Genomic DNA, 19,727 nt, shown 5'->3' with positions numbered 1-19,727 from the left:
TCTCCATGATTGGTCCAGAGGTAAAGAGGGCTAAACCCGATAGCGTCCCGGACGGTGGTTCATTGCAATAATCAGATTGAGGATCACGGCTCCTGCAATGGAGGCCAGCAGGATGGGGCCACTGACCACAAACAGGGATGCCAGCACGACGCAGGTGTCGACCGCCATCTGCAGTTTACCCGCGCGGATCCCAACGCGATCCTGCAGCCACAGCGCCAGAATATTGATGCCGCCCAGGCTCGCCTTATGACGAAACAACACTATAAACCCGATCCCCATGATGACGTTACCGAACAGTGTCGCATAGAACGGATTGAGATCGGAAAAGTGAACGAACAGCGGGTGCAGCTGCGTAAACAGCGACACCAGCCCGACGGCACAGAAGGTTTTCAGGGTAAATTCCCAGCCCATGCGTTTTACCGCCAGCCAGTAAAAAGGCAGGTTGATCAGGAAAAATGCGCTGCCAAAGGAGAGCGGGGAGAGGTAGCTCAGCAGAAAGGCGATACCGGCAGTGCCGCCCGTCAGGGCACCCGCCTGTTTCAGCATAATGACGCCGAACGAAACCATCAGGGTGCCCAGCACCATCGCCAGCGCATCTTCAATACGCGAATGCGGGACGCGGGAGGGTTCTGCGATGTTATCCATGGGGGTTGTCTCAGTGCAAATGATGCGGTTGCAATGCAAAAAACGCACCATTGCCGCAGCGTCAATCGGCTGCTGGCCGAAGGCTGGTGATATCCCGTTGATATCTAAGGCGCTTTATAACAGGATTTCGTGCATACCTTCCGGTTAAAACCGTCACTCCATGCGCAAAATCCCGTTACGATGCGTATTCTTTGCGTTTATGGTCGCCAGTCTGCACCAAAAACGCACAGCACGCACCTTTTTAGCGCGTTTTGTTCGCAGGCAGCATCATCAGGCCATTCTCTTTCATGCGCCCCAGTACCACGGAGGTTTTGACGTGGGACACGCTCTGATGGCCCGCCACTAACTGGCTGATAAGTGCACTGAGGGAGTTAAGATCGGCCACCGCCACTTTAAGCAGATAGTCAGCGTCACCGGTGGTTTTGTAGGCGTCGACAATCGCCTCTTCCTGCTCCACCATGCGGTGAAAGCTCTCCACATATTCGGTGGTGTGGTTGATTAAGCGTACCTCTATCAGCCCCACCATCCCCAGGCCAATGGCATCGGGCGAGAGCCGGGCGTGATAGCCCAGAATCAGATTGGCCTGTTCCAGATTGATGCGGCGGCGGGAACATTGCGAGGCGGAGAGGCCAACCAGGTCGCTGAGCTCCTGGTTAGTAAGACGGCCGTTAGCTTGTAATAAAGTCAGGATTTTCAGGTCGTAATCGTCTACGTGAGTCATTCCGTTTCCACAGCGTGAGAGGCGTCGCTTTGTTACAGATAACCCGATAACCGGAGAGGTTGTCCAACACTATTTTCTGATGATGGGAGCTGTCATGCACAGATCGTGCATGACAGCATAAAGCGCAGATTATTCGTCGTCGTATTGCGGGCCGGCGTAGTTGTCGAAGCGTGACCACTGACCGTTAAACGTCAGCCGCACCGTACCGATTGGACCGTTACGCTGTTTACCCAGGATGATCTCGGCGATCCCTTTGAGATCGCTGTTCTCGTGATAGACCTCGTCACGATAGATGAACATGATCAAATCCGCATCCTGCTCGATCGATCCCGATTCACGCAGATCCGAGTTAACCGGACGCTTATCGGCACGCTGCTCCAGTGAGCGGTTAAGCTGCGACAGCGCGACCACCGGCACATTAAGCTCTTTGGCCAGCGCCTTGAGCGAGCGGGAGATCTCCGCAATCTCCAGCGTTCGGTTGTCCGACAGCGATGGCACGCGCATCAGCTGCAGGTAGTCGATCATGATCAGGCTCAATCCGCCGTTTTCACGGTAGATACGCCGGGCACGCGAACGCACTTCAGTGGGGGTCAGGCCGGAAGAGTCATCGATATACATGTTCTTCTTCTCCAGCAGGATACCCATGGTGCCGGAGATACGGGCCCAGTCCTCATCATCAAGCTGGCCGGTTCGGATGCGGGTCTGGTCGACGCGGGAAAGCGAGGCCAGCATACGCATCATGATCTGCTCGCTGGGCATCTCCAGACTGAAAATCAGCACTGGCTTATCCTGCAGCATCGCGGCGTTTTCGCATAGGTTCATCGCAAAAGTGGTTTTACCCATCGAAGGACGGGCGGCGACGATGATCAGGTCTGAACCCTGCAGGCCAGCGGTCTTTTTATTCAGATCCTGATAGCCGGTGTCGACGCCGGTGACGCCATCGTGCGGGGTCTGATAGAGCGACTCAATACGGGAGACGGTCGATTCCAGAATCTGCTCGATGTTCTTCGGCCCGGCATCTTTATCTGCGCGCGCTTCGGCAATCTTGAAGACGTTCGATTCCGCAAAGTCGAGCAGCTCTTCGCTGTTCCGCCCCTGCGGATCATAACCGGCATCGGCGATCTCGTTGGCAACGGAGATCATCTCGCGTACGACCGCACGTTCGCGCACGATATCGGCATAGGCGCCGATGTTCGCTGCACTCGGGGTGTTTTTCGCCAGCTCAGCCAGGTAGGCGAATCCCCCCGCCATCTCCAGTTCGCCACGGGTTTCCAGTGACTCGGAGAGCGTAATCAGGTCAATGGGCTTGCTGTTTTCCAGCAACCGCTGCATCTCTGAAAAAATCAGCCGGTGCGAGCGGTTGAAAAAATCATTCGCAACGACGCGCTCAGAGACGTTATCCCAGCGCTCGTTATCCAGCATTAACCCACCGAGCACCGACTGCTCCGCTTCCAGCGAATGCGGGGGCATTTTCACGCCAGCCAGCTGGCGATCCTGCGTTTCGTTCGATTTGTTGGTGGGTTTATTTCCTGCCATAGTGAATGCATTACCGATCTTCTGTGGGGACGCGCAAGTATACCTTAGTTGGGGTGCGTGCCTCACCCTCATGATGAAACAATCACAGGAGTCAGAATGGCAAAGCGTATTCAGTTCAGCGCGCACGGCGGACCGGAAGTGTTAACGTGGACGGATTTTGACCCGGCTGACCCGGCTGAACATGAAGTACAGGTGGAACACCGCGCGATCGGGATTAATTACATCGACACCTATGTGCGCAGCGGCCTCTATCCAGTGGCGGCGTTTCCTTCGGGTCTGGGTACGGAAGCCGCAGGCGTGGTGTCGCGTGTGGGCCGTGGCGTCACCCTGTTTAAACCCGGCGATCGCGTGGTCTACTGCCTGGCGTCAATGGGGGCCTACAGCGAACTTCATAACGTGGCCGAAGATCGCCTGATGCATCTCCCGGAGGCGATCAGCTTTGAGCAGGGTGCCGCCAGCTATCTGAAAGGGCTGACCACGCAGTATCTGCTGCGGCAGACCTATAAAATCAGCGCCGGCGAGACCTTCCTGTTTCATGCCGCCGCAGGCGGCGTCGGTTTAATCGCCTGTCAGTGGGCAAAAGCACTGGGCGCACACCTGATTGGCACGGTCGGCTCTGCGGAAAAAGCAACCATCGCCAGAAACGCCGGGGCCTGGGCGACCATCAACTATCGTGAAGAGAATATTGCCGCGCGCGTCAGCGAGCTGACCGACGGGAAAAAAGTGGGTGTGGTTTATGACTCTGTCGGCAAAGATACCTGGGAAGCGTCGCTGGATTCCCTGCGCCGTCACGGGCTGATGGTCAGTTTCGGTAACGCGTCCGGGCCGGTAACCGGCATCGACCTTGGCATTCTGAATAAGAAAGGCTCGCTGTTTGTTACCCGCCCTTCACTGTTTGGCTACATCACCAACCGCCAGGAGCTGGAAACGGCCAGCGCCGAACTCTTCTCGCTGCTGGCAAGCGGCGCAATCAGGGTGGAGGTACCGGAGCAGCAGAAGTTTGCGCTGAAAGAGGCCAGCAAAGCGCATCAGATTCTGGAGAGCCGCGCCACGCAGGGTTCCTGCCTGCTGATCCCCTGACCGGACAAACAAAAAGGGCTTCCGCAGGAAGCCCTTCTCTTTTTTATTTTTTGTTCGCGCTGATGTAGGGACAGCGGCGATGAATTCCTGTCGCGTCGATGGCACATCGCGTTGACAAAAGCCATCCTGCCAGAAAACATAAGTAAAAAATATGTTTAATTGCAGATTGCGGCTTTGCAATCTCTCACTCTGTGATCACTCCCGCAATTATCGCCAGCTTTTCCGGTCTAACCTGTTGATCTTACGTCTTAGCTTACGTCGTGCCCGCGCCTCGCTGTCGCCAAAGAAGGCGCGATGCAGCCAGACCGCGATCACGGCCAGCACCAGCCAAGGTAACACTTTGATAACAAGTGCAAACAGCCCGCCGACAAACATCACTAGGGTGGCGACCACCAGTGCTGCCAGCACGCCCAGCAGCGACACGCCGGTCAGCAACAGCATCAGGAAAAACCCCAATACAAATAAAATTTCCACGTCAGGACTCCTTTATCCACTTTCATACCAGGACAGTTACAAAAAGCGTGCCAACAGGTAACCTATTGAATAGTCGTGGTTTACGGGAAGGGGGTGTGAGATAACCTGGTGAAAAAGACCAGATGATGGCGTAAAAAAAACCAGCCTGAAGGCTGGTTTTCTGCGGCGTGAGCGGATCAGGCTTCCTGTGGAATCTTATCCGCCACCAGGGCCAGCGCCGCTTCCAGAACGCGGACATCCGCCCCCGGCTTATGCGCATTTTCACTCAGATGGCGTCGCCACTGGCGTGCGCCCGGAATGCCCTGGAAGAGTCCCAGCATATGGCGCGTGACGTGGCCCAGATAGGTGCCCTTCGCCAGTTCCGCTTCAATATAGGGATACATGGCGCGTACCACCTCAACCGGGTTAGCCGCCGGATGCTGACGCCCGAACAGCTGCTGGTCGACCTGCGCCAGAATGCCGGGGTTCTGATAGGCTTCACGGCCCATCATCACGCCGTCAAGGTGCTCCAGATGCGCCTGTGCCTCTTCCAGCGTTTTCACGCCGCCATTAAGCGCAATCGTCAGATGCGGGAAATCGCGCTTCAGCTGGTAGACGCGGGGATAATCCAGCGGGGGGATTTCGCGGTTCTGTTTGGGGCTGAGGCCGGAGAGCCAGGCTTTGCGCGCATGGATGATAAATGTCTCGCACTCGCCGCGGCCCGCCACCGTGCCGATAAAGTCGGTCAGGAAGGCATAGCTGTCCAGCTCATCAATCCCGATACGGGTTTTCACCGTGACCGGAATCGACACCACGTCGCGCATCGCTTTCACGGCATCTGCGACCAGAGTGGCTTCGGCCATCAGGCAGGCACCGAACCGGCCATTCTGCACCCGATCAGAGGGACAGCCGACGTTCAGGTTGATCTCATCGTAGCCGCGCTGCTCCGCCAGCTTCGCGCACTGCGCCAGCGCCGCCGGATCGCTTCCGCCCAGCTGCAACGCAACCGGGTGTTCAGCGTCACTGTAAGCCAGATAATCCCCTTTGCCATGAATGATCGCGCCGGTCGTCACCATTTCGGTGTAGAGCAGGGTGTCGCCGGTCAGCTGACGATGAAAATAGCGACAGTGCCGATCGGTCCAGTCGAGCATAGGGGCGATGGAGAAGCGTTGCGAAGAAAAAGTAGCCATGTAGCGCAGACAATCCGGTAATTAAGGGTGATGGAATTCTGTGCAAGGATAACACAAGGGCGGGCGATAGTGCATCGCCCGCCCCCGGAGAGCCGGGATAATCCGCTTAGAAGTTAAAGCCCAGCTGCATCATCGCGCCCCAGGTATTGTTAGCACCGACGGAGCCAGCCAGATCCAGATGGACAGCTTTGTTAAACGGCGACAAGCCAAAACCTGCTGTGGCCACATTTTCGTCGTTAGACCGCATATCCGCCCGATAACCTGCGCGCAGCTGCAGCCAGTCAAGTACGCGGTACTCCGCACCCACTGCCGCATACTGGCTGTTATCCTGAGTTTTGAAGCGTTTCGTTTCGGTGAGATCCACATCGCCGGTCACGGTAAACGGACCTTTATCCCAGGACAGACCGGTGGTGACCAGCGGGCGAATCTGGTAGGTGTCGCGGAACCCGTTAACCTCCCGGGTCTGCAGATCGCGTGAAACCAGGTTCTGTCCGGTCACACCCAGCGTCCAGTTTTCAGCAAAGGTGGTCGCCAGACCGGCATCAACGTTAAAGCCGGTGTCGGTGCTGCGATACTGACTGTTGTTGATGTCATTTTTGTCGTAGTTATAGATGCTGGCAGTGTAGTTATAGAGCCAGGTTTTCTGCACTTTTGGCGTCACGCCCACCGACACCGGCTGACCGGCGACAGTGAACTCATGCGCCACCGCCACACCATAATCGGTAACCAGGGCCGCTAAGCCGTTCGCACTGGAGCGAAGGTTATTCTGATCGCCCGGAACGGGCAGAATCGTACCGTTAGCAACCCCGCGCAGGTAGTTGATATCACTCTGGACCACATTGGCGCGGACGTGTGCCGTTCCGTAGGCTTTGGCGATAAAGGCGAAAGGCAGCGTTTCATTGGGGATTGTCACGGCGACGGCCGCACCCGCACTGCCGTCCGCTTTGTTACCGCGCAAATCGCTGAGCTTGTCAGCGACATCGCCGGAGGCAGCACGCAGTTCAGGATAACCACGCAGATAATCGGCAAACGTCAGGTTACCAATCACACCGCGGTAACGATCCACGGTGTCGGTAATATCATCGACTTTATCGATCAGCTTATCTTTGTCCGTTACCTGAATGCCTGCTGAAGGAATAATAATGCTGACATTATCGTCAGATTTAGCACGCGTCATTAATGCCGGGTTCGCCAGCACTGCAGAGCCATAAACAGAAGATGCCACGCCGGTGCCGCCCATGGCGTCATTACGTGCATCATACCAGGTCCCTGCCGCCATGGCGGAGGAAGAAAGGAAAAGCGCGGTCGCTGCAGCGGAACAGATCAGCGCTGAGCGTTGAGCGGATTTTTTCACCATTTGCCTGCCATCACCTGAGAAAGTGTCGTTGATACATTCAACAACTGAATAGTTTGTCAGCCCTATTGTGAACCCTGGCTAACGCGTTATTGCTGTGAATTCAAAGGAAACAGTGTCTTAATTCAAAGGATTGGACGTTTTACGACCAGAATTAGCGTGTAATTATTAAAAACGGACCGGCTAATTTCAAATAATGTCAGACTTTTATTAAGTCTTTCTGAACATTACTTCTTAACTCAGTGAGATGCAAAGCAAAAGGACAAAAAATTCTGCTCCGGTTGATTTACAGGTGGATCGGTTTTTTCGTCAGATTTGAGATAGAGAGGAGCGAAAATGCCACAGGCGCTGTTTTTTCAGGCTAATTGTGCTGTTTTAACAGACAGAAACGCGCTTCAGCACCCTGACAGGTTATGTGATAAAATAACATCACTTATTCAGCGGAGAATTTTCATGACTACCATGACGTCGCAGCAAATTTTGATTCAGGCCGAAAAAATGTGCCTGCAACGTGGTGTGCGTCTGACTTCGCAGCGCGCTGAAGTGTTGCGTCTGATGGCGGAACAGCCGGGCTCAATCAGTGCCTACGATCTGCTGGATCAGCTCCGGATCAGCGAACCTCAGGCCAAGCCTCCCACGGTTTATCGTGCGCTCGACTTCCTGCTGGAGCAGGGTTTTGTGCATCGGGTGGAGTCCAACAACAGCTATGTGATGTGTCACCATTTTGAGGCGCCGGCTCATACGTCGGTCATGCTGGTCTGTGACCGCTGCGCCGCCGTCACCGAGAAGCAGGCGCAGGGCGTGGAAAAGATTATCGCCACGCTGGCGGGTGAAGCGCAGTTTGCCCTGCGTCACAGCGTGATCGAAGCCCATGGCTTATGCGAAAACTGCGCGGAAGCAGACGCCTGTACGCAGCACGAAAACTGCGGACATGACCATCAGGATGAGGGTAAAAAGCGCGGACGACGGGGATAAGCGGCGGAACAATCACTATCGGACTAAAAACGTTCTGCCTGCTCAGGCCGCAAACCAGCTGTGCTGACGCCAGTGCCTGCGCCAGATGAGCCACAGTGAGAGGCCGCGCAGCGCCAGGAAAACCGTTACCGCCAGCCACAAACCGTGATTGCCCAGCACCGGCACGCTCAGCAGCGTCAGAAAATAGCCTGCGGCTGCCACCACCATGCTGTTACGCATCTCACGTCCGCGCGTTGCGCCGATAAACATCCCATCCAGCAGATAACACCAGACGCCGATCAGCGGCATAATCACCTGCCAGACCAGATAGCGGTCGGCCGCCTGCTGCACTGTCTGCAGAGAGGTCAGCAGCATCACGATCTGCGGGCCGGTAAAGGCATAAACCAGCGAGAAGAAGAGCGCCACCGCCGCCGCCTGTCGGCAGGCAGAGCGCCAGACGCGCAGCAGTTTGCTGCCATCTTTTGCGCCATGCGCTTCACCTGCAAACGCTTCGACGGCATAGGCAAAACCATCGAGCGCGTAGGCGGTAAAGGTAATGAACATCAGTAATACGGCGTTCACCGCGACCACCTCCGGCCCCAGCCTGGCGCCCAGCACGGTCAGCGAGGCGAAACAGAGCTGCAGCATAAGAGAGCGCAGCATAATATCCCGGTTGAGGCGCAGCAGCCGGGCGCTGTCACCGCGCCAGCTCTGTTTCAGCAGGCTGAATGGAATGCCGCGCAGCTTCAGAACCCGCCAGACCATCATGCCGCCGACGCCCAGCGTGATATATTCCGCCAGTGCCGTGGCGGTGGCTGCCCCCGCAACGCCCCAGTGCAGCCCCATGACCAGCCAGAGGTCGAGCACGATATTCACCAGGTTCCCCACCACCAGCAGGATCACCGGCGCACGCGCATACTGCACGCCCAGCAGCCAGCCCAGAATCACCAGGTTCGCCAGCGTGGCAGGCGCACTGAGCCAGCGGATCTGAATAAACAGTCCGGCCTGTGCCAGTACCAGAGGATCGCCGCCAACCAGATGGGTAGCCAGCTGAATAATGGGGTAACGCAGCGCGACAAACAGCAGACCCGCCAGCAACGCCATGATCAGCGGCTGGATCAGGGCGCGTGCCAGCGCCGTTTTGTCGCCTGCCCCGAAGGCCTGTGCCGTCAGGCCCGTGGTGCTCATGCGAAGGAAAAGCAGCAGCATAAAGAGGAAGCTGGTGACGGTCGTCCCGACCGCGACCCCGCCAAGATAGACCGGGCTGTCGAGATGACCAATCACTGCCGTATCGACCACGCCCAGTAAGGGAACGGTGATATTTGACAGGATCATGGGCAGCGCGAGCCGCCAGAGATTTTTATCGGTTGCCGTGATAAAGCGCATTCGCCATTCCGTGCTCAGTGTCGCTGCGCAGAGGCGGCAGCGACAAAATCAGGGCAGACAGAATAGCACCAGAAAAGGCGAATGCACGCAGGCGTCAGAATCAGAGCCATTCGCCGTTGCGTACGACACCCACCGCCAGACCTTCCACGGTCAGCGACTGGGCACGCGTATCGACAACAATCGGGTCGAAGTCGCTGTTTTCAGGCAGCAGATGCACGATAGCACCCTGCTTTTTCCAGCGTTTCACCGTCACTTCATCGTCAATGCGGGCCACCACGACCTGGCCATTGCGCACATCCTGCGTTTTATGCACCGCGAGCAGGTCGCCGTCCATAATCCCGATATCTTTCATCGACATTCCGCTGACGCGCAGCAGGAAATCCGCCGAAGGTTTGAACAGGCCCGGATCGACTTTGTAATGCGTCTCGATATGTTCCTGCGCCATGATGGGCTCACCGGCAGCAACCCGGCCAATCAGCGGTATGCCTTCTGAGGCTTCTTCTTCCATTAGCAGACGGATGCCGCGCGATGCGCCGGAGACAATCTCAATGACGCCTTTGCGCGCCAGCGCTTTCAGATGCTCTTCTGCCGCGTTTGGCGAGCGGAAACCCAGCTGCGCGGCAATCTCGGCACGCGTAGGCGGCATGCCTGTTGAAGTAATATGGTCGCGAATCAGGTCATAGACCTGCTGCTGCCTGCTGGTTAATGCTTTCATCCCGCCCCCTGGTTGTTTATACAGTCGCTGTGAGTATATACAGGTATTGGCGAAATGAAAACCGATTGTCAGGGAAAACGCGGCCTGAGCCGCGTTATGGAAGGTTTATCGCAAATGTGTCCAGAGCAGCGCGATCCAGACAAACAGGGCCAGTAAGATAGCCAGCAGTACCGCTGCCGAACCCATATCTTTTGCCCGGCCCGCGAGCGGATGATGCTCCTGACCGATGCGATCGACCACCGCTTCAATGGCGCTATTGAGGATTTCGACGATGACCACCAGCACCACCGACCCAATCATAAGGATGCGCGAGATCACATCAACGTCCAGCCAGCACGCGATAATGATCGCCGCCAGCGCAGCCAGGGCTTCCTGACGAAACGCCGCTTCATGTTGCCACGCGGCACGCAGCCCCTGCCAGGAGTAACCGGCGGCTTTTACTATTCTGATAAGTCCGGTGGCATTATTTGCCATGTGTGGGAACCCTTTTATCGGATTGACGTCAATGTCTGGGCTGCGTGCATTTGGCACCACCACAGATCTTCGCTGCACTTTCTGGTATGCTTGCGGCGCTTTGCTAACAAGAGGCTTCATGTTGTCTATGTCAGGTTGGCGTAAACTTTATTATAAATTGCTTAATTTACCACTCTCGTTTCTGGTAAAGAGTAAGGCCATTCCGGCCGATCCCGTGTCTGAACATGGTCTGGATCCGACCCGACCTATTATGTATGTTTTGCCTTACGATTCGAAGGCTGACTTACTGACTTTGCGCGCGCAGTGTCTGCGGCATCATCTGCCCGATCCGCTCTCTCCACTGGAGATTGATGGTTCCCTGCTGCCTCGCCACGTCTTTATCCACGATGGCCCGCGCGTCTTCCCCTATTTTGTACCCAGCGTGGAATCGGTGAAAATTTTCCACGATTACCTGGACCTGCATCGCAATAATCCCACGCTGGATATTCAGATGCTGCCCGTCACCGTGATGTTTGGCCGCGCACCGGGACGTGAAGTTCAGGGCGAAGCCACACCACACCTGCGGGTGCTGAACGGCGTGCAGAAGTTCTTTGCGGTCATCTGGCATGGGCGCGACAGCTTTGTCCGCTTCTCGCCGACCGTGTCGCTGCGGCGTATGGCCACGGAACATGGGACAGATAAGTCGATCGCGCAGAAGCTGGCCCGCGTCGCGCGTATCCATTTTGCCCGTCAGCGGCTGGCTGCGATTGGCCCGCGTTTACCGGCCCGTCAGGATCTGTTTAATCGCCTGCTGCAATCCAAAGCGATTGAAAAAGCCGTAGAAGATGAGGCGCGCAGCAAAAAAATCTCCCATGAGAAAGCGCAGCAGAATGCCGTCGAGATGATGGAAGAGATTGCGGCGAACTTCTCCTATGAAGCAATTCGCGTTACTGACCGGGTGATGGGCTGGCTCTGGAGCCGTCTCTATCAGGGCATCAACGTCAATGGCGGCGAAAAAGTGCGCCAGCTGGCGCAGGATGGTCACGAGATTGTCTATGTGCCCTGCCACCGCAGCCACATGGATTATCTGCTGCTCTCCTACGTGCTCTATCACCAGGGCCTGGTGCCGCCGCACATCGCAGCAGGCATCAACCTCAACTTCTGGCCAGCCGGTCCGATCTTCCGTCGTCTGGGTGCCTTCTTTATCCGTCGCACCTTTAAAGGCAACAAGCTGTACGCCACGGTATTCCGCGAATACCTCGGTGAGCTGTTCACCCGGGGTTACTCGGTTGAGTACTTTGTCGAAGGTGGCCGTTCACGCACGGGCCGTCTGCTGGACCCGAAAACCGGCACGTTAGCCATGACGCTGCAGGCGATGCTGCGCGGCGGCAATCGTCCCATCACGCTGGTGCCGATCTACATCGGATATGAGCATGTGATGGAAGTGGGTACTTACGCCAAAGAGCTGCGCGGCGCGGCAAAAGAGAAAGAGGGCTTCATGCAGATGGTGCGTGGCCTGCGTAAGCTGCGCAATCTCGGTCAGGGTTACGTTAACTTTGGCGAACCGCTGCCGCTGGTTAACTATCTCAACAAGCGCGTGCCGGAATGGCGTGACTCGATCGATCCGATTGAGCCACAGCGTCCCGGCTGGCTGACCCCGACCGTGAACGATATTGCGGCTCGCGTGATGGTGCGGATCAATGAAGCCGGCGCGGCTAACGCCATGAACCTCTGTGTTACGGCCCTGCTTGCCTCACGTCAGCGCTCACTTACCCGCGAACAGTTGATTGAACAGCTGGAGTGCTATACCCAGCTGCTGCGCAATGTGCCTTACTCGCCGAATGCGACCCTGCCCGATCTCTCCGCGGAAGCGCTGCTGGATCACGCCATGGGCATGAACAAGTTTGAGAGTGAAAAGGACAGCATTGGCGACATCATCATTCTGCCGCGTGAGCAGGCGGTGCTGATGACCTATTACCGCAACAACATTCATCACATGCTGGTGATGCCGTCGCTGATTGCCGCCATTGTTCAGCAACACCAGACGCTGAGCGAAGCGGAACTGCTGCGTCAGGTCAGCCTGATCTATCCGATGCTGAAGAGCGAGCTCTTCCTGCGCTGGGAGACGGATGAGCTGCCGCAACTGCTGACTGAACTGAGTCAGGAGCTGGCGCGTCAGGGTCTGATTACGCTTGAGGCCGGAGAACTGCGGTTTACCGGAGCGCGCTATCGCACGCTGCAACTGCTGGCCGCCGGTGTGCGTGAAACGCTGCAGCGTTATGCCATTACCTTCTCGATTCTCAGCGCCAAGCCGACGATTAACCGCGGCACGCTGGAGAAAGAGAGCCGGACGCTGGCACAACGTCTCTCCGTGCTGCACGGTATCAACGCTCCGGAGTTCTTCGACAAAGCGGTCTTTACCTCACTGGTACTGACGCTGCGTGATGAAGGCTATATCAGTGACAGCGGAGATGCGGATGTGGCGCAGACCCAGGCCACCTGGCACATCCTGGCTGACCTGGTGACCAGCGATGTCCGGATGACCATTGAAACGGCTGTCGCGCACGACTGATACCCGCGTAAAGCAAAAAAGGCGACCTCAGGGTCGCCTTTTTTATGTCGCACAGGGCTGTCTGGCAGGCTTCTTACAGCAACGAAGAACCTGACGCGCAGGGGACAGGGACAGAAGAGGAAAGCGTCCCGCGCCAGGGATGGCGCGGGCCGAGCCGTCATGGATGACAGCTTTTGCGTCTTTCCGATCTGGCCCTGTCCCCTGCGCAGGCGCGGTCTTCCCGCTATGACAGGCTGCCTTTCCAGTCAGAACAGCTGAGTGAACGGCGGCGTATTCATTAAAATGCCGAGGAACAGCACCATCCCGACATAGTTGTTATTGAGGAAAGCCTGGAAACAGGGCTGACGTTCGCGCCCGGCTATCAGCTTCTGCTGATAAACAAACAGGGCGGCAGCCAGCAGCAGCGTCCAGTAGAAGGCGCTGTTCAGGTGCAGCATCGTCCCCACCCACGCCATCAGCAGCAGGGTCGCCAGTTGCAGCAGACCAATAATCAGCTTGTCGAAGCGACCAAATAAAATGGCGGTCGACTTCACCCCAATCTTCAGGTCATCGTCCCTGTCCACCATCGCATACTGCGTATCGTAAGCAACCGTCCAGCAGATGTTGGCAATGAATACCAGCCAGCAGACCAGAGGTAAGGACTCACTAACTGCACACCAGGCCATAGGGATTGCCCAGCCAAATGCGGCCCCCAGTACGACCTGCGGCAGATGGGTATAGCGCTTCATAAAGGGATAGACCCAGGCCAGCGCCAGCCCCACTACGGAAAGCATGATGGTCATCAGGTTCATGGTCAGCACCAGCGCAAAAGCCACCAGCCCCAGAATCACAAACAGCAGCTTCGCTTCTCTGGCACTCACCGCGCCGCTGGCCAGCGGCCGATGTCGGGTGCGCTCAACGTGACCATCCACTTTGCGATCGGCATAGTCATTGATGACACAACCCGCCGCCCGCATCACAAAGACCCCGGCCACAAACACCGCCAGCACCGGTAACGGCGGCATCGCCATGTCAGCCAGCCAGAGTGCCCAGAGCGTGGGCCACATCAGCAGCAGCGTGCCGATCGGTTTATCGATGCGCATCAGGCGGCTGTAGTCCCGCCATTTATTCATACTTAAGCTCTTTTCCACCACAAAATCCTCAGACCAGATCGCGATAGAGCGGCGATGCCGGTAAAAACAGTTCAGTCAGCAGCAGCGGCTTGCCGGAGAGGCGCAGACGCGACCGCCGCCCCCACAATGCATCAATCTGTCCGGGTTCAATAAAATCGCGGGTCAGCGTCGAAGAGGAGAAAAGATAGCGACCCAGAGGACGGGTACCCAGCTGCTGCAGCATCGCCTCAGGCCCGTTGAGGGTGCTTTCCGGCACCAGGGTGCGGCCCGCCAGCCAGGGCTGATCGTCGCCGAACAGCAGCACTTCACGCAGCCAGAAGCGTTCATCATCCGGCAACAGGGCGCGTTCCTCGCCCAACTCGCTGGCGTCGATAAAGCCTTCGCGCAATGGCTGAATCGTCACCCGCTGACAATGCTGTTCAAAACGGCGCGTCATTGAATCCTCTTCCATCAGCCAGTCGAGCAACGGCGGCGCGAGGGCTGCCTGCGATGGAGAAAGCCAGTTGAGCGCACCTAATAAGCTGAGCGCGTCTTGAGACATAGCACCACTCCCGGTAATTTTGAGGTCGGTAGTTTAGCGCAGAGACGCGATGCGAACACCTGCCGTCGTACCAGACGGCAGGTGAATTATTCGCGTTTCAGCCGGTTGCTGTTTGCCAGCCACAGCGTAATGACCAGCATCAGTATCGCCGCCGAGTAGCAGAGCGTATCGAAGGGATTTTTGTGATCGACAATAATCAGGCGGATGATCGCCGTAATGCCGATGTAGACAAAATAGCGTAGCGGAAAGTGATAGCCGGACTGAAAGTACTTCACTATCAGGGCAATAAATTCGAAGTAGAGGAAATAGATCACGATTCCCTCAATCAGCAGATAGGAAGAGGCCTGCTCGCCGGTATTAAACAGCACGTTTGCCAGATGGATCGTCTCTTTGCCTAAAAAGACGATCAGGATGATCGCCAGACTCAGCAGGCCCACATTCAGCACCCATTGCAGTGCTGTTGCAAGGTGGCGGGCCAAAGGATTTTTGTCACTCATGTTGCGCCTTAAAATGGAGTTATCAGCGCGCATCATCATGCGCGAGTGTGATGTAAATCACAATAACTCCTCAGGCTTCGACATCCACACAGAGTGCATCATAGCGCCAGTATTCACAGTCGCAGTCGATCACCGCTTTTTGCTGATTGCGGTTGATGCGGGTGATCAGCAGGCCGGGGCTGCCGGTCGCCACATTCAGCGCCGGTGCGGCAACGTCCGGCAGCGGGCCGGGCAGAATGGTAAAGCGCGCGCCACCGTAACGAATACCGTAGCGCTGGTCATAGAGGTCGGTCAGGGAGCGCGTCAGATCTTCCTCCAGCAGGCCAGGGAAAAAGTGCGGATTCAGGTAGTGTTCCACATAGAGTACCGCGCGCCCATCAATGCGCCGCAGACGGCGGATGCAGTAGACCACCGAGCCGGGGGCCAGACCCAGTGCTGTCGCCACGGCGTCCTGCGCGGCTACCTCGCCAGCCGCAATAACCTCCGTCGTCGCCCGCCGCCCCTGCTCCGTCGCCATCGCATGAAAGTGGCTGTGGTGCAGCGGGTTGTAGACCAGCCGCGGCGGCGCGATAAACCAGCCCCGACGCAGCTCGCGGTAGATCATCCCCTGCGCTTCCAGCTTGCCCAGCGCTTCACGCAGCGTGATCCGCGTGGTGCTGAAAGCCTCGCTCAGGGCGCGTTCCGCCGGCAACCGCCCGCTCTGAAACTCGCCATCCCGGATACGGCTCAGCAGTGCACTGGCGATCGCCTCCGCCGTTTTGAGTGCGATTGACTCCACAACAGTAGCCTCATTCTGGTGCGACTCCGCACTATAACTGTTCAGGTTAACGCGCCTGTGACGGGCGGATGACCCGGGTCTGCTGCCTTTCTTCCCCCGTATCGCGCGGTTCTGTCATAAATCGTTCATATACAGGGGCTACATTGGCTCGGTTCTTGCTGGACTAGACCAGTCAGGCCCCTCAACTTACACCCGGAGCAACTGAGATGAAAGCGTTTATCGCCTCTGTAGTAGCCAGTGCTGTAGTGCTCACCCTGCCCGTCGCGCAGGCCGCCGATAACGACCTCGCCGCGCTGGAAAAAGCGGCGCGCAGTGAAGGCCAGGTCAACAGCGTCGGGATGCCGGACAGCTGGGCCAACTGGAAGGAGACCTGGAGCGATCTCAATAGCAAATATGGCCTTAAGCACAGCGACACCGATATGTCATCGGCGCAGGAGCTGGCGAAATTTGATGCGGAGAAAGATAACGCCAGCGCTGACATCGGCGACGTCGGCGCGGCCTTTGGCCCCATCGCCGTGGCGAAAGGGCTGACGCAGCCATATAAACCGACCCACTGGGATCAGATCCCGGCCTGGGCCAAAGATAAAGAGGGTCACTGGGCGCTGGCCTATACCGGCACCATCGCTTTCCTGATCGACAAGCAGCAGGTTAAAGATATCCCCCACAGCTGGGCCGATCTGAAAAAAGGTAAGTATGTGGTTACTATCGGTGATGTCGGCGTGGCAGCTCAGGCAGCCAACGGTGTGCTGGCGGCAAACTACGCATTAGGCGGCGACGAGAAGAACCTGAAACCGGCGCTGGCATTCTTTGCTGACCTGGCAAAACAGGGGCGTCTTGGCGTGACCGATCCGGTGATCGCCAACATCGAAAAAGGGGAAGTGCAGATGGCGGTGGTGTGGGACTTTAACGCCCTTAACTACCGTGACCAGATTGATAAAAGCCGCTACGAAGTGGTGATCCCCTCTGACGGTTCTGTGACTTCCGGTTACACCACCCTCATCAACAAATATGCGAAACATCCTGCCGCGGCAAAACTGACGCGCGAATATATCTTCTCAGACCAGGGTCAGATCAACCTGGCGAAGGGCTATGCCCGTCCGATTCGTGCCGAGCATCTGACGCTGCCTGCGGATGTTCAGGCTCGCCTGCTGCCGCAGTCAGAGTATAAAAATGCCCGTCCGGTTAAAGATCAGGCCGCCTGGGATAAATCGTCAAAAATGCTGCCGCGCCTGTGGCAGGAAAACGTCATCATCAACATGCAGCAGTAACCTGCGGCGGGGAGAGGAAATGAAGACTATCCTGGTGGTGCTGGATGGGCTGAGCAATCAGGTCGCACAACATGCAATGGGTTATCTGCATGCCGAATGTTCGCAGGGCAACGGCTTTTACTACCGTCTGACCTGTGAACTGCCCTCGCTGTCGCGGCCGCTTTATGAGTGCATCCTGACCGGCGTCCCGCCGGTCAGAAGCGGCATTATTCACAATGGCGTCAGCCGGTTAAGTCGCGAGCGCAGCATCTTTCACTTTGCCCGTGCGGCGGGCCTGACCACCGCGGCGGCGGCCTACCACTGGGTGAGTGAACTTTATAACCGCACCCCGTTTGTTCCGGCGCGCGATCGTCATACGGACGCGCCGGAACTGCCGATTCAGTATGGTCATTTTTACTCTGACGACAGCTATCCCGATTCGCATCTGTTTGAAGACGCAGAGAGCCTGCGGCTGCGTCACGATCCCGACTTCCTGCTGATCCACCCGATGAACATCGACGACGCCGGTCATAAATCGGGACTCTCCTCACCGCAGTACCGCAACCGGGCGCGCATCGCCGACGGCCTGCTGTCGCAGTGGATGCCGCTGTGGCTGGCCGAGGGCTATCAGGTGATGGTGACCGCCGATCACGGTATGAATGACGATCGCTCCCATGGCGGCATTCTGCCTGAGGAGACTACGGTGCCGCTGTTTGTCTTTGGCCGGGCCTTCTCGCTGCAGCCTGATCTGGCACCGCAGCAGACCGATCTGTGCGGCACCCTGTGCGAACTGCTTGAGGTGCCGCATGACAAACCGGTCTGCCGCGGGCTGCTGGCGGAGCCACCGAGATGAGGAGAAAAGGCTTTGCCCTGCTGCTGCTGCTGCCGTTTGCCCTGTTCTGGGTCGCCTTTCAGCTGGCACCGCTGCTGTGGATCGCCATCAACAGCTTCTGGAGTGAGATGAACAGCCAGTGGGGCTGGGATAACTATCACGACATCCTGACCTCGCCCTTTTATCAGCAGGCGTTTCGTTTTTCGCTCGATATTTCGCTCTGGTCAAGCGTCTATGGATTAGTGATTGCGCTGGTTACCGGCTATTCCCTGCATCAGCTCGGCGGCGGGCGACTGCAGCGCTTCCTGCTCTCCTTTACCAACATGACCAGCAATTTTGCCGGTGTCCCGCTCGCCTTCGCCTTTGTGATCCTGCTGGGGCTGAACGGCTGTCTGACGCTGCTGCTGCGTCACTACGGGCTGATTGAGAGCTTCCGGCTCTTTTCGCGCAACGGCATGGTGCTGGTCTACACCTGGTTCCAGATCCCGCTGGGCGTGCTGCTGCTCTACCCGGCGTTCGACGGACTGAAGAAAGAGTGGCAGGAGTCAGCGGCTCTGCTGGGGGCCAGCCGCTGGCACTACGGGTGGCACATCGCCCTGCCGATTCTGTTTCCGGCGCTGCTTGGCACCTTTGTCATTCTGCTGGCGAACGCGCTGGGGGCGTACGCCACCATTTATGCCCTGACTACCGGAAACTTTAACGTGGTGCCGGTGCGCATCGCCGCGCTGGTCTCCGGGGATATCTCGCTGGACCCCAACACCGGCAGCGCGCTGGCGATGCTGCTGGTGGCGATTATGGCGCTGATCACCCTGGTGCAGCAGTATCTGGTGCGCCGCAGCTATCTCAACGCGAAACAGCCCTGAAGGAGCCGTCATGTCATCTGCTGAGCGCCTGTATCACCGGATAATGGTGGGGGTACTTTTTCTCCTGCTGGCCCTGCCGCTGGCGGCCACGCTGCTCTACGCGATCGCCTCTGACTGGAGTAATACCATTCTGCCGCAGGGCTATAGCCTGAAGTGGTTCATCCAGCTCTGGAGTGACCCGCGTTTTCTGACGGCACTGGGCCATTCCCTGCTGATTTGCTTTGGTGCGCTGCTCTTCTCGCTGCTGCTGGTGCTGCCTGCCATGTTTGTAATCGCTTACTACTATCCACGGCTGGATGCGGTGATGAACATTCTGATCCTGATGCCCTTTGCCGTACCGCCGGTGGTCTCATCAGTGGGTTTGCTGCAGCTCTACTCTTCCTCCCCGCTGATGCTGACCGGCACACCGTGGATACTGATTGGCTGTTATTTCACCATCGCGCTGCCCTTTATCTATCGGGCGCTGGCGAACAATATGCAGGCCATCAACCTTAAAGAGCTGATCGACGCCGCGCAGCTGCTTGGTGCCAGCACCTGGCAGGCGGCACTCTGGGTGGTGCTGCCCAACCTGCGCAAAGGGATGCTGATTGCGGTTCTGCTCTCCTTCTCCTTTCTGATTGGCGAATTTGTCTTTGCTAACCTGCTGGTCAGCAACCGCTATGAAACCCTGCAGGTCTATCTCTACAACATGCGCAACGGCAGCGGTCACTTCACCAGCGCGCTGGTGATCTCCTATTTCTTTGTGGTGCTGCTGGTCACCTGGCTGGCTAACGCCCTGAATCCCGAACGAGGCTGAGT

20 protein-coding genes are annotated in these 19,727 nt (G+C 57.3%); 7 read left to right on the top strand and 13 right to left on the bottom strand.

The window, feature by feature from the left end; translation table 11 throughout:
• Positions 1-30: 30 nt before the first annotated feature.
• The 3 genes from AC1V0D_RS11005 to dnaB all read right to left on the bottom strand — a co-directional run bounded on the left by AC1V0D_RS11005 (position 31) and on the right by dnaB (position 2,902).
• Positions 31-645, bottom strand: a complete 615-nt coding sequence (locus AC1V0D_RS11005) for a YitT family protein (protein WP_009092605.1) — start codon at positions 643-645, stop codon at positions 31-33.
• A 241-nt stretch (positions 646-886) separates the two neighbouring features.
• The gene (locus AC1V0D_RS11000) at positions 887-1,366 is read right to left on the bottom strand and encodes an Lrp/AsnC family transcriptional regulator (protein ID WP_009092606.1); all 480 of its coding nucleotides are present in this window, start codon (positions 1,364-1,366) and stop codon (positions 887-889) included.
• Positions 1,367-1,495: 129 nt separating this feature from the next.
• Complete coding sequence (dnaB, locus tag AC1V0D_RS10995; RefSeq protein WP_009092607.1) at positions 1,496-2,902, bottom strand: replicative DNA helicase; 1,407 nt, start codon at positions 2,900-2,902, stop codon at positions 1,496-1,498.
• A gap of 96 nt (positions 2,903-2,998) precedes the next feature.
• On the opposite strand from dnaB, the gene AC1V0D_RS10990 reads away from it, so the two are divergent.
• Entirely contained in the window at positions 2,999-3,982 is a 984-nt protein-coding gene (locus AC1V0D_RS10990) for a quinone oxidoreductase (RefSeq protein ID WP_009092608.1), read from the top strand.
• 207 nt (positions 3,983-4,189) lie between these two features.
• On the opposite strand, the gene pspG is transcribed toward AC1V0D_RS10990, so the two are convergent.
• The 3 genes from pspG to AC1V0D_RS10975 form a co-directional block, all read right to left on the bottom strand.
• Positions 4,190-4,456 carry an envelope stress response protein PspG gene (gene pspG, locus AC1V0D_RS10985; RefSeq protein WP_009092609.1) on the bottom strand — a complete coding sequence of 89 codons (267 nt, stop codon included), beginning with the start codon at positions 4,454-4,456 and terminating at the stop codon, positions 4,190-4,192.
• Between the two features lie 176 nt (positions 4,457-4,632).
• Positions 4,633-5,625 carry a tRNA dihydrouridine(20/20a) synthase DusA gene (gene dusA, locus AC1V0D_RS10980; RefSeq protein WP_482907419.1) on the bottom strand — a complete coding sequence of 331 codons (993 nt, stop codon included), beginning with the start codon at positions 5,623-5,625 and terminating at the stop codon, positions 4,633-4,635.
• Between the two features lie 106 nt (positions 5,626-5,731).
• The gene (locus tag AC1V0D_RS10975) at positions 5,732-6,982 is read right to left on the bottom strand and encodes a conjugal transfer protein TraF (RefSeq protein WP_482907418.1); all 1,251 of its coding nucleotides are present in this window, start codon (positions 6,980-6,982) and stop codon (positions 5,732-5,734) included.
• Between the two features lie 450 nt (positions 6,983-7,432).
• Here AC1V0D_RS10975 and zur point away from each other — a divergent pair, with 450 nt between their 5' ends.
• Positions 7,433-7,954 carry a zinc uptake transcriptional repressor Zur gene (zur, locus tag AC1V0D_RS10970; RefSeq protein WP_009092612.1) on the top strand — a complete coding sequence of 174 codons (522 nt, stop codon included), beginning with the start codon at positions 7,433-7,435 and terminating at the stop codon, positions 7,952-7,954.
• A 42-nt stretch (positions 7,955-7,996) separates the two neighbouring features.
• Here zur and dinF read toward each other — a convergent pair whose 3' ends face one another.
• The 3 genes from dinF to AC1V0D_RS10955 all read right to left on the bottom strand — a co-directional run bounded on the left by dinF (position 7,997) and on the right by AC1V0D_RS10955 (position 10,508).
• Positions 7,997-9,319 (bottom strand): MATE family efflux transporter DinF, encoded by a 1,323-nt coding sequence (dinF, locus tag AC1V0D_RS10965; RefSeq protein WP_482907417.1) that lies wholly within the window; start codon positions 9,317-9,319, stop codon positions 7,997-7,999.
• Between the two features lie 100 nt (positions 9,320-9,419).
• Positions 9,420-10,034 (bottom strand): transcriptional repressor LexA, encoded by a 615-nt coding sequence (lexA, locus tag AC1V0D_RS10960; protein WP_009092614.1) that lies wholly within the window; start codon positions 10,032-10,034, stop codon positions 9,420-9,422.
• Between the two features lie 105 nt (positions 10,035-10,139).
• A complete protein-coding gene (locus AC1V0D_RS10955; RefSeq protein WP_009092615.1) occupies positions 10,140-10,508 on the bottom strand; it encodes a diacylglycerol kinase in 369 nt (122 codons plus the stop codon).
• Between the two features lie 127 nt (positions 10,509-10,635).
• Here AC1V0D_RS10955 and plsB point away from each other — a divergent pair, with 127 nt between their 5' ends.
• The gene (gene plsB, locus AC1V0D_RS10950; protein ID WP_482907557.1) at positions 10,636-13,059 is read left to right on the top strand and encodes a glycerol-3-phosphate 1-O-acyltransferase PlsB; all 2,424 of its coding nucleotides are present in this window, start codon (positions 10,636-10,638) and stop codon (positions 13,057-13,059) included.
• Positions 13,060-13,304: 245 nt separating this feature from the next.
• On the opposite strand, the gene ubiA is transcribed toward plsB, so the two are convergent.
• The 4 genes from ubiA to AC1V0D_RS10930 all read right to left on the bottom strand — a co-directional run bounded on the left by ubiA (position 13,305) and on the right by AC1V0D_RS10930 (position 15,987).
• The gene (gene ubiA / locus AC1V0D_RS10945) at positions 13,305-14,171 is read right to left on the bottom strand and encodes a 4-hydroxybenzoate octaprenyltransferase (protein ID WP_369974609.1); all 867 of its coding nucleotides are present in this window, start codon (positions 14,169-14,171) and stop codon (positions 13,305-13,307) included.
• Between the two features lie 28 nt (positions 14,172-14,199).
• Positions 14,200-14,712, bottom strand: a complete 513-nt coding sequence (gene ubiC / locus AC1V0D_RS10940) for a chorismate lyase (RefSeq protein ID WP_482907416.1) — start codon at positions 14,710-14,712, stop codon at positions 14,200-14,202.
• 86 nt (positions 14,713-14,798) lie between these two features.
• The gene (gene psiE, locus AC1V0D_RS10935) at positions 14,799-15,209 is read right to left on the bottom strand and encodes a phosphate-starvation-inducible protein PsiE (RefSeq protein WP_009092619.1); all 411 of its coding nucleotides are present in this window, start codon (positions 15,207-15,209) and stop codon (positions 14,799-14,801) included.
• A 70-nt stretch (positions 15,210-15,279) separates the two neighbouring features.
• Complete coding sequence (locus AC1V0D_RS10930; protein WP_009092620.1) at positions 15,280-15,987, bottom strand: UTRA domain-containing protein; 708 nt, start codon at positions 15,985-15,987, stop codon at positions 15,280-15,282.
• Positions 15,988-16,193: 206 nt separating this feature from the next.
• On the opposite strand from AC1V0D_RS10930, the gene AC1V0D_RS10925 reads away from it, so the two are divergent.
• Genes AC1V0D_RS10925 through AC1V0D_RS10910 form a run of 4 tightly spaced genes read left to right on the top strand, consistent with a single transcriptional unit; the run spans position 16,194 to position 19,725 of the window.
• Positions 16,194-17,255 carry an ABC transporter substrate-binding protein gene (locus AC1V0D_RS10925; RefSeq protein WP_009092621.1) on the top strand — a complete coding sequence of 354 codons (1,062 nt, stop codon included), beginning with the start codon at positions 16,194-16,196 and terminating at the stop codon, positions 17,253-17,255.
• A gap of 19 nt (positions 17,256-17,274) precedes the next feature.
• A complete protein-coding gene (locus AC1V0D_RS10920; protein ID WP_009092622.1) occupies positions 17,275-18,087 on the top strand; it encodes an alkaline phosphatase family protein in 813 nt (270 codons plus the stop codon).
• Entirely contained in the window at positions 18,084-18,929 is an 846-nt protein-coding gene (locus AC1V0D_RS10915; protein ID WP_009092623.1) for an ABC transporter permease, read from the top strand. The genes AC1V0D_RS10920 and AC1V0D_RS10915 overlap by 4 nt, the downstream gene beginning before the upstream one ends.
• A 10-nt stretch (positions 18,930-18,939) precedes the next feature.
• Complete coding sequence (locus AC1V0D_RS10910; protein WP_482907415.1) at positions 18,940-19,725, top strand: ABC transporter permease; 786 nt, start codon at positions 18,940-18,942, stop codon at positions 19,723-19,725.
• Positions 19,726-19,727: the final 2 nt, after the last annotated feature.

This window comes from Pantoea sp. PA1 (assembly GCF_056856975.1).
The sequence above is the reverse complement of the archived record's forward strand: the minus strand, read 5'-3'. Positions and strand labels throughout refer to the sequence as shown.

Excerpts from the sequence above, each read along its gene's own strand:
- AC1V0D_RS11005 (WP_009092605.1), bottom strand. The coding sequence starts at position 645 with ATGGATAACATCGCAGAACCCTCCCGCGTCCCGCATTCGCGTATTGAA.
- AC1V0D_RS11000 (WP_009092606.1), bottom strand. The coding sequence starts at position 1,366 with ATGACTCACGTAGACGATTACGACCTGAAAATCCTGACTTTATTACAA.
- dnaB (WP_009092607.1), bottom strand. The coding sequence starts at position 2,902 with ATGGCAGGAAATAAACCCACCAACAAATCGAACGAAACGCAGGATCGC.
- AC1V0D_RS10990 (WP_009092608.1), top strand. The coding sequence starts at position 2,999 with ATGGCAAAGCGTATTCAGTTCAGCGCGCACGGCGGACCGGAAGTGTTA.
- dusA (WP_482907419.1), bottom strand. The coding sequence starts at position 5,625 with ATGGCTACTTTTTCTTCGCAACGCTTCTCCATCGCCCCTATGCTCGAC.
- AC1V0D_RS10975 (WP_482907418.1), bottom strand. The coding sequence starts at position 6,982 with ATGGTGAAAAAATCCGCTCAACGCTCAGCGCTGATCTGTTCCGCTGCA.
- zur (WP_009092612.1), top strand. The coding sequence starts at position 7,433 with ATGACTACCATGACGTCGCAGCAAATTTTGATTCAGGCCGAAAAAATG.
- dinF (WP_482907417.1), bottom strand. The coding sequence starts at position 9,319 with ATGCGCTTTATCACGGCAACCGATAAAAATCTCTGGCGGCTCGCGCTG.
- lexA (WP_009092614.1), bottom strand. The coding sequence starts at position 10,034 with ATGAAAGCATTAACCAGCAGGCAGCAGCAGGTCTATGACCTGATTCGC.
- AC1V0D_RS10955 (WP_009092615.1), bottom strand. The coding sequence starts at position 10,508 with ATGGCAAATAATGCCACCGGACTTATCAGAATAGTAAAAGCCGCCGGT.
- plsB (WP_482907557.1), top strand. The coding sequence starts at position 10,636 with ATGTCAGGTTGGCGTAAACTTTATTATAAATTGCTTAATTTACCACTC.
- ubiA (WP_369974609.1), bottom strand. The coding sequence starts at position 14,171 with ATGAATAAATGGCGGGACTACAGCCGCCTGATGCGCATCGATAAACCG.
- ubiC (WP_482907416.1), bottom strand. The coding sequence starts at position 14,712 with ATGTCTCAAGACGCGCTCAGCTTATTAGGTGCGCTCAACTGGCTTTCT.
- psiE (WP_009092619.1), bottom strand. The coding sequence starts at position 15,209 with ATGAGTGACAAAAATCCTTTGGCCCGCCACCTTGCAACAGCACTGCAA.
- AC1V0D_RS10925 (WP_009092621.1), top strand. The coding sequence starts at position 16,194 with ATGAAAGCGTTTATCGCCTCTGTAGTAGCCAGTGCTGTAGTGCTCACC.
- AC1V0D_RS10920 (WP_009092622.1), top strand. The coding sequence starts at position 17,275 with ATGAAGACTATCCTGGTGGTGCTGGATGGGCTGAGCAATCAGGTCGCA.
- AC1V0D_RS10915 (WP_009092623.1), top strand. The coding sequence starts at position 18,084 with ATGAGGAGAAAAGGCTTTGCCCTGCTGCTGCTGCTGCCGTTTGCCCTG.
- AC1V0D_RS10910 (WP_482907415.1), top strand. The coding sequence starts at position 18,940 with ATGTCATCTGCTGAGCGCCTGTATCACCGGATAATGGTGGGGGTACTT.